Source organism: Pseudoflavonifractor capillosus (assembly GCF_016899775.1).
Lineage (GTDB): Bacteria > Bacillota > Clostridia > Oscillospirales > Oscillospiraceae > Lawsonibacter.
In genome coordinates, this window is the sequence record NZ_JACJJE010000089.1 from 1 (window position 1) to 8271 (window position 8271).

Here is an 8271-nt window from a genome sequence, read left to right on the forward strand (position 1 = left end):
ACGGACAGGTCCATGCCGGTGTGCCCTCTTGTCTCCCCGGTGAACGGATCGCTGCGGTAGCCGAACTCGGAGGTGACACGGCTCTGCCACCCAGAACCGATTGGAGAGCAGAAGCCGTCCGCGCCGATATAAGGAACATCTGCGCCTGGGATCCACCCCTCCATTCCAGTGGAGGAACCGTAGAGCACCAGGTTGTAGATGCTGTCCGCATTGCGCTTCTGCTCCGCTGAGATCGTGAGCCCTGTTTCTGCAGAGATGTTGTTCCAAATGGTTTCCAGGTCTGTGATCGGGACAGCCACCGTGTAGGTCTCCTCCTGCTCCACTTCGTTCCCATTCTCATCTATTACGGTCACGGTGCGGGTGTGCTCCTCATAGGTGACGAAACAGTCCACGAAATCCTGATCCGCCGCTGACTGCGGGTCATCCGCACCGAAGTACAGAGCATAAAAAATCGCCTTGACTCGGGTATCGTCAAGACGTTCGTCCCCTTCTGTCATACAGTTGATTTCCTCTGTCAGCTCGTCCAGCTTGGAGAAACTGGACTGCATATCTTCCATGTAGATTCGGTACTCCGCTGGGACACTCTCCGGCAGAGCCCCGCCGTGAAAGCACAGCTCCACCATGCTGGAGTTGTGCTCCGAAGTTCCGCCCAAAAGACAGCACAGCAGGGCAACTATCAGAATGACTGGAGAGAAAATCGCCGCCAGCACCCAGCCGATTTTTCTGCGGCTGCTTTCATCAGTCAGAGACAGGAGCACGGTCCTGGCCAACACCGCGGCAGAACTCATGCCCCTAACTCCTCCAGCGCCAGGAAGTATGCGTAAGTCTCAGGCGCCGCTTCCTCCAGCGCTTTCATACGCATCTTGTCGCCGTTCCAGTCGGTCCAGTACTCGAAGAACTCCGCGAAATACTCATGGGAGTTTCCCGCTGAGTACTCTCCCAGCACCTTGCTGGCAGGCTCCGCCTCCTGGCGGTATAGACGGTCAACCTCCGCGGGAAAATCAAGCGTCTGATGATAGAAGTGTCCAAACTCGTGAACCACGCATGCGGAAACTTTTGCGCAGATCTTTTTCTGCTGATAGTTGGTAAATCCCGTGCAGGACATCCCCAGCTCATCTCCCAGGGCGTCTACCGCCCAGCTGTCCACATGGAAGGACCAGCCCCTCTGGATGTACTCGTCCAGAATAGACTCAGGCACCTTCTGGATCTCGCGCAGATACGGCCCCAGGTCCGCTTCATCTGGGTTGTGAACATTCCAGGTCTCTACCACGTCCGGAACTTCTGTCTGGAGACCGTTTTCATAGATCTGATACAAAAGCTGCACAGCCTCTCCTCGGGTGACCAGCTCCAGCGGTTCTGCATTCTCGCCGCACAGACCGTTTTCCCAGCCGAGCCGGATGTAGTTTTCCGCCGCAGTCAGCGGCACTCCACCATCATAAAACTCATAGGGATAGACCGGAACATCCTCCGCCGCAAAAGCGCTGGCGTACACTGCGGAGCGGCACATCCCGGTATCCGGGCGGAGCATCGCGTCCATATCCAGCCATCCCTCCCGATAGGCCTGGGACAGCTCCGTTTCTCCAAAGAGGGTATCCGGGAGCGCTTCCACTTCCAGCCCATAGGCTCGGCAGAGCATGACCGCCCACTGCCGGATGGTGATGGGATCATCCGGCGAGAAGGTATCCTCCCCGGTCCCCTGGGAGATCCCGTGCTCCACGGCGAAGACGACGCCGTCGTACCAGGGGGAGGTTGGCGCTACATCCCGGAACATAGGCGGTTCCACCGCAGCGGCGCCCAGCACCAACTGCAGACAGAGCACTGCGGCCGCTCCGGGGAGCGCCAGCCATTTATGGAGTTGTTTCATAGACGTTTTCCTCCTATTTTGGTAAAAAGAAAGCCGGGACACTCCCGGCACAAACATCTTTATATTTTCAACTGCTCATAAAGCAGGAACAGGGCAGATCCTCCGTCGAGAAAATCTCGGGAAGCGTGAGCTGCGCCTCATCCGCCAGAATAAAATCCCGCCAGGCAAAGTCGCGCCCCAGACCTCGCACGGTCCGCAGATTCGGCCGGGCATTGTCCTCAATGGCCAGGGCCCGTTCCAGCAGTTCCGGATATTGGTGGTACAGGGTGCGGATCTCCCGGAGCTTCATGGACGGGCAGAAAAAACAGGAGGACTTGCCGGGCAGAGGCAGGCCCGCGCTCTGGATAGCTCGGACGCAGTCGCCGCGATCCCAACCCCAATCCATGAGGGGATACTCCTTCCGGTATTTCGGATCCTGGAGGTCATGGGGCAGCGCTTTGGTGCGCCGGCGCTCCTCCCCAGCGTCGTAGCCGATCAGCTTCACCACCTTCTCACCCTTTACCCAGGCGTCCCGGCATCCGGGGTGGTGGTTGCAGAACTTTTCCTGGGGCGTTACCTTGTGTTTTAAGGAGCACTTTTTGTGGCCGTAGGCGATGGAGGGCAGGCTTCCAGACCGCAGACACTCCTGCTCCAAAGTCAGCCGCTCGCCGTCCTTTGTCGTGTACCACACCCTGGTAATGGGCGGCATCCCGTGCTCCAGCAGCCAGCGCTCCATGATCTCCAGGTATTCATAGGTATGTGGCTGTTCTCCACCGGGGTCCGCAAAGAGGATCAGGTCCACCGGGACCTGCCGCTGCCAAAGGCCCACCAGCATGGCCGTGGAGTTTGTTCCACCGCCATATCCCACTATCGTCATACGCCTCCCGCCGTTCCAAACAGCGCGCTCTTATGCTTGGGGGCGATAACCTGGAGGAGGTAACGCTCCTTGCCGCATTTGTAGAGGCAGTTCCCCTTCTGGGCCTGGCACACTAGTTCGTACTCGAATTTCTCCAGCTGCAGATTGTCCATGTAGAACCGCCCGTCAATAGCTCCGGGGTTGAACAGGAACTGGTGGGTGGGGATGGCAAACAGAGGCCGGGTGAGCTCCCGGATGCCCGGCTGGTCAAAGTCCTCCAGGTTTTGCGAAGCCAGAATCAGGGAGGACTCCTTCTTCCGCACCCGTTTCAGACAGTTGCGGATGTAGGTCACTGCGGTGGGATTTGTGAGCCATAAGTAGAGCTCGTCAATGGCGGCCACGGTATTTCCGGCGGTAAGCAGCTGGTCGGACATATAGGAGAGGACGGTGAACAGCAGGGTGTCCCGCAGGTTCTGGGCCACGTTGTCCAGGCCCTTTACACAGAACACCAGAAAGCGGGAGGAGGAAATGTTGGTGTGTCCGTTGAAGAATCGAGCGTCCGCCCCCTTGCACATGGAGTGGAGGCCCAGCAGCAGGTCCCGGAGCATCTCCCTGGGGTAGAGCTGGAGTTTCGCCTCCTGCTCATAGTGCTGATAGGCTGCCTCAATGACGTCATACAGGTCGGAGAGGGTGGGGTAGTCGGACGGAGCCATCTTCGAGAAGTCCGTCTTGTCGGTAATTCCCCAGCTCTGATACAGCCGCTCAATCATCAGCTCCAGGGCGTCGATGTGCGGCGTGTCGAAGTCCTTATAGACCCGAAAGATATCCCGCAGGAAAGAGATGTGCTGGGCCAGGAGTGTCCCGCGAAAGGCCGCGGGCTCCTCCGGGTCATCCGGATCGCTCCCGTCGTCCCACCGCCTGGGTTCCAGCAGGTTGATGCGGTACTGGCCGCTGAGAAAGTCCAGGAAGCAGCCGCCCAGGTTTCCGCACAGCTCCTCCATCTCATGCTCCGAGTCCAGGGAAATGACCGATTTTCCCGCTAAGGCCACGTTGCACAGCAGGAGCTTCAGCAGGAAACTCTTGCCCTGGCCGGAGTTGCCCAGGATGATAGCGCTGCCGTTGGTCTTGTCCGGGGCCCGCCGGTCTAGGTCCAGGATGATATTGGTTCCGTACTTATCCCGGCCAATGTAAAATCCCCTGGGGTCGGTCTTGCCGGAGTAGCTGATGGGGTACAGATTGGCCGCGCTGGAGGCGGGGAGCACCCGCTCGGCAAAGGAGCCGAAGGCATTCTTTCCCGCCGGATTGACGGAGAGAAACCCCTCCCGCTGACGCAGGAGCAGCGGGTCCGCGGAGAGCTTGGAGCGTAGGAGGACAGCTTGGACCGCGTCCTTCAGCCCACGCAGCCCGTCCAAAGATTTGGCAGAGAGCTCCAAAAATACCGCGCAGTGGACCAGCGGCTCCTGATTCCGGCGCAGGCCCCGGATGAGTTCTTCCGTGTCCTGGAGCTTGGCCTCCGCCGTGACGCTCTGCTTCATGTTGTTTAGGTTGCTCCGCTCCATGCGGGTCTTATTGGCAGCGGCATGTAGAATGGCATTCTCCTCGGCGGCGGTGACTTCCCGCGTGGACAGATGCAGGGTGACGCCCTCCATCTCGCCCAGCCGCCGGAGGAGGGCCAGCTCCTCCGTGACGGGCGGGTAGGCCCGCAGGGCCATGACCGAGCGGTAGGTCCCGCCCATAATATAGTGGTCCGTGTTGAACTTCACCGCCACCGGGGCGATCAGGTCCAGAAACTCCTTGGGCTTGGGGGGAGCTGCTTCCGCAGCCGGTTTCTTTTTCTGCTTTTGATTCTTAGCCATGTGCTGTCACCGCCCTCTCTCCATCCACATCCTCCGGGGCCTCGGTCAGAAGCTCCTGGCGGTAGTAGACCGACAGCAGCCGCTTCACGTCCGCCTCCTCCGCCAGGCGCAGGGAGAGTCCGTGGCCGGAGAGGGCCTTTTCGGTCTGCCGCAGGCCGCTTTCATCCGCCGCCGACTTCTCGTCCATCCGCTGGACGAGGACGAATTCCCGGGCGGAGGCAGAGGCGGACTGAATGGTGTCCAGGTGCTCCAGGTCCTGGCGCAGCAGTTCCCGCAGAGCCGGGTTCGTCTCCTCCTCCAGGCGGGTGCGGTAGAATTCCCGGTTCTGCCCAAAGGTCTCCTGAGAGTCCAGGGCCAGCAGCTCCAGGTCCGGTTTCGCCTTGAGCAGCGCCGCGAACGCCTGCACCCGCAGGCGAACCGCCTCCACAGACAGGACAGAGAGATTGTCCGGGGTAATCAGGAAGAAAACCAGTTCCCCGCCGCTCACCGTCACGCCATGGGTGTTGATCCGCCGGATTCCCATGAGCTGCCGGGTGGTCTGCTGCTGTTTCAGCAGTTTTTTCTGTGTTCGGTTCATTCGTTCAACCCCCATTCGTAAGATTGCTGCCGCAGAAAGAGAAAGCACACCGCCCGCTCCAGAAAGTCCAGAATGCTGGAGCCGTCCACCTGGATGGACAGGAAGGCGTACAGGGCGGTGATCACCAGCGGGGCCATGCCGATCCCCTGGGCCAGTGCAAAGAAAGACAGGATCAGGCAGACGCCCAGAATGGCGACGTCCCGCAGAAGCCACAGCCACAGCATGGGTTTGGCCTTCAAATTTTCCGGATAGATAAACAATAAAATTCCCTCCCGAAATGGAAAAACGCCGCTGGATGGTCCAGCGGCGTGCAAGTCCGACTTTTTATTTGTCCTCTCCCTGCGGCTCATCCTGTACCGCCTCATCCTCCTGCCCTTCCCCATCCGCAGGCTCCTCGTCCGCCAGGGCACTCTGGATGCAGGAGAGGAAGAATTCCTTCTGCTTCATACCGCGGCGCTGGAGATAGTTCTTAAATTCCTCGAACAGCTCCGCTGGTACCTGAAAGGCTACGGTTCTGGTTTCTGTGTTTGTCATCTTCTGTTCCTCCTCGGATTGATAAAATGTGGTGATGAGCCAGGTCATGTACTCGCCCAGACTCTTGCCGGACTGCTCCTGATGTTCCCGGACTTTGCGATGCAGGTCTATAGGGATTTGTGCACATAAATTCTTTGTTCCACCTTCCATTCAGGCATCCTCCTTTCCTCTTGCAGCACAAACAATACTAAAATAGAGATGGAAATGCTAGTACCAAACCCACTAAGAAAATCGGAAGAAAGCAAGCGGAATGGACAAGCTATTTTCTCGAATTGCGGTGGCGTGATCGGTACCCTGTATGTATAATAAAGACAGCTTACTATCATTTTGGAGGGGGAGCATATGAAGCGATGCCGCTGGGCAGATCCAAACTCTGAGCTCTACATCGCCTATCACGACCGCGAGTGGGGGCGGCTGGAGCATGACAACCAAAAGCTCTTTGAAATGCTGATTCTGGAAGGGTTCCAGGCCGGACTCTCCTGGCTGACGATTTTGAAAAAGCGGGAAGCCTTCCGCAGGGCCTTTGACCGCTTTGACCCAGCCGCAGTCGCCCAATATGGGCCAGAGAAGGTGGAGAGCTTGATGACGGATGCGGGGATCGTCCGCAACCGCCGCAAGATTTTGGCCTCGATCCAGAATGCAAAGATATTTCTTGCAATTCAGGAAGAGTTTGGCTCCTTTGACCGATACCTATGGAGCTTTACCGAAGGTGAGATCATTGTGAATACAGATGATGTATTTTACACTCATACAGACCTGTCTGACCGGATCTCAAAGGATCTGAAGCGGCGAGGTATGAGCTTTGTAGGGACCACCATCATTTACTCGTTTCTCCAGGCGGTGGGTGTAGTCAACGACCACGAACTGACCTGTTTCTGCCATCCCAGAAATCAATGACCAAAGGCCTTTGTGATACGCCGCATAATGTATTCCACGCATGGGATGGCAACACTGTTGCCCAGGGCACGGTAGCGTGTGGAGTCGGAAGCGCCCGGTACATCGGTCCAGCCATCCGGATAGCCTTGCAGGCGTTCACATTCGATTGGGACAAGCCTTCGAATCAAAAAAGGCTGTTCCAGAACTACGTCGGTGGCGTCTTTGCTTTGCCGGGCACTCTGGGTCCCCGCGGTATCAGTCTCCCGAAACGCATCGGATCTGGGGCGGGCAAAGACCTGCCTGGACGAAGCCGGCTTTGGCTGCGCCACTAGGCTGAGATTGTTGCCGCCGGTCCCCGCCCGGGCCGGGAGAGTGGGGGCAACGGAGAGGGGGCCTCTGTACCTGGCGTCGATCCCATGATTTTCATAGAGAGCCGGCCCTTCGGGTAGCACCAGAGGCTGGTGGCCGTGCTCTTGGGACCGGAGTGTCCCGGAAATATTTTCGGAACATTCCATAATGTTGCCGCCCTGGTCGTTGAGACAGAGGACGGACGGCATACAGTTTCCGCTGGCCGAGCCCTTCAAGGTGGGGGCGATCTGCTCTGAGTAGGCGATGCTTCCTGCGCTGGATCCGGCTCCGGCGGAAAAGCCTGCAGAAAATTTGATATTTTCCGCGTCTTGCCCATCTGACGAATTGCTGTCTGCCTCTGCATTCAGCTCCGAGAGCTCATCCAAGGAGCAAAGGCCCGCCTGGATCATCAGCGCGGCTTTCAGTTTCTTCGGCAATTCTTTCCCCCGTCCCTCCGACCGGCGCAGGATTCCCCTGCAGGCAGTCTGGGATGAATAGTATTTCGAGGGGACTGTATCCAGCAAAATCTGCGATAAGGAAGATTCTACGACGTCGCTGGGGCACTCCGAGGTATTGAGCGTCCCAAGTGACCCAAGCCACACAGGATCGTACTCCCAGCACGGCCCCAGCATATTCCCAGCGCCCGGTCTCAGGTCTAACAACATGAAGGTGTGGTTCTTCAATTTGGAGGAAGGACTGGAGGACGATTTGGAAGTCCGCTCCCGGCCTCTTTTCTCTGGTGATGGGGTCCCGTCCGCTGGAGAGAACTCCGGGCACGTTCTCCCATACTCCATATCTGGGCCGAACAGCGAGACCTGTCCGCCCACGTCGTTTCTCTGCATTTCGCATCTCTCCAATTACGCGGATTTGTTCCGCAAACAGTACGGAACGAGTGCCAGCCAGACCGGCCCGGGTTCCCGCAATACTGAGTCCTGGCACGGGCTGCCCCCACAGATGATATCCACCGGAGGCAGCTTTGCCCCGTCCAATTTTGTGATGTCTCCCACATGCTCCATCTGCGGGAAGCGCCGCCTGGTCACGGAGATGGGAAAGGGCTCGATCTCACTGGCCCACAGAGGCTTTACTCCGCAGCACACCGCCGCGAGGGGGAATCCTCCAATGCCGTCAAAGAGACTGCCCATAGTAAGTACGCTCATCATGATCTGCTCCTTTTTTATTTTGTTACCGCTTGGGCGATGGTCCGGGTGGTGTTCACTGCGGCCTGGGCAGTATAAACGGCGGACATAATATTGGCCCTGGTAGTAGTGTCGAGGCCGAACGTGCCGGCAATCCGGGGCACCTCGTTGGCGGACAGCATGAGACCAAGTCCAAGCAGTGCGTTCTCCCGAAACACCATAAGGCCGGCTATCAGAATGGTGGA

At 58.1% G+C, this 8271-nt stretch carries 9 protein-coding genes and 1 pseudogene; 1 reads left to right on the forward strand and 9 read right to left on the reverse strand.

Going from position 1 to position 8271, the window contains the following annotated elements; genetic code table 11:
- The 7 genes from H6B31_RS15775 to H6B31_RS15805 all read right to left on the reverse strand — a co-directional run.
- The coding region (locus H6B31_RS15775; protein WP_204899374.1) for a M23 family metallopeptidase at positions 1 to 788 on the reverse strand (788 nt) is incomplete at its 3' end.
- Entirely contained in the window at positions 785 to 1864 is a 1080-nt protein-coding gene (locus tag H6B31_RS15780; RefSeq protein WP_204899375.1) for an S-layer homology domain-containing protein, read from the reverse strand. The genes H6B31_RS15775 and H6B31_RS15780, both read right to left, overlap by 4 nt.
- Before the next feature lie 67 nt (positions 1865 to 1931).
- A complete protein-coding gene (locus tag H6B31_RS15785) occupies positions 1932 to 2720 on the reverse strand; it encodes an adenine nucleotide alpha hydrolase family protein (protein WP_204899376.1) in 789 nt (262 codons plus the stop codon).
- A complete protein-coding gene (locus H6B31_RS15790) occupies positions 2717 to 4555 on the reverse strand; it encodes a VirB4 family type IV secretion system protein (RefSeq protein ID WP_204899377.1) in 1839 nt (612 codons plus the stop codon). The genes H6B31_RS15785 and H6B31_RS15790 overlap by 4 nt, the downstream gene beginning before the upstream one ends.
- The gene (locus H6B31_RS15795) at positions 4548 to 5132 is read right to left on the reverse strand and encodes a hypothetical protein (RefSeq protein ID WP_204899378.1); all 585 of its coding nucleotides are present in this window, start codon (positions 5130 to 5132) and stop codon (positions 4548 to 4550) included. Before H6B31_RS15795 ends, H6B31_RS15790 begins: the two co-directional genes overlap by 8 nt.
- On the reverse strand, positions 5129 to 5392 hold the full coding sequence (locus H6B31_RS15800) for a hypothetical protein (RefSeq protein ID WP_204899379.1): 264 nt from the start codon (positions 5390 to 5392) through the stop codon (positions 5129 to 5131). Before H6B31_RS15800 ends, H6B31_RS15795 begins: the two co-directional genes overlap by 4 nt.
- 64 nt (positions 5393 to 5456) lie before the next feature.
- Positions 5457 to 5816 carry a hypothetical protein gene (locus H6B31_RS15805; RefSeq protein WP_204899380.1) on the reverse strand — a complete coding sequence of 120 codons (360 nt, stop codon included), beginning with the start codon at positions 5814 to 5816 and terminating at the stop codon, positions 5457 to 5459.
- A 192-nt stretch (positions 5817 to 6008) separates the two neighbouring features.
- Between H6B31_RS15805 and H6B31_RS15810 the strand changes: the two genes are divergently transcribed.
- Positions 6009 to 6563, forward strand: coding sequence for a DNA-3-methyladenine glycosylase I (locus H6B31_RS15810; RefSeq protein WP_204899381.1), 555 nt, complete (start codon positions 6009 to 6011; stop codon positions 6561 to 6563).
- A 14-nt stretch (positions 6564 to 6577) separates the two neighbouring features.
- Here H6B31_RS15810 and H6B31_RS17375 read toward each other — a convergent pair.
- Both H6B31_RS17375 and H6B31_RS15825 read right to left on the reverse strand, forming a co-directional pair.
- Positions 6578 to 8047, reverse strand: a pseudogene (locus tag H6B31_RS17375) (DNA cytosine methyltransferase); the annotation flags it as partial.
- A 17-nt stretch (positions 8048 to 8064) separates the two neighbouring features.
- Positions 8065 to 8271 (reverse strand): conjugal transfer protein TrbL family protein (locus H6B31_RS15825; protein WP_243419109.1); only part of this gene is annotated, 207 nt, incomplete at its 5' end.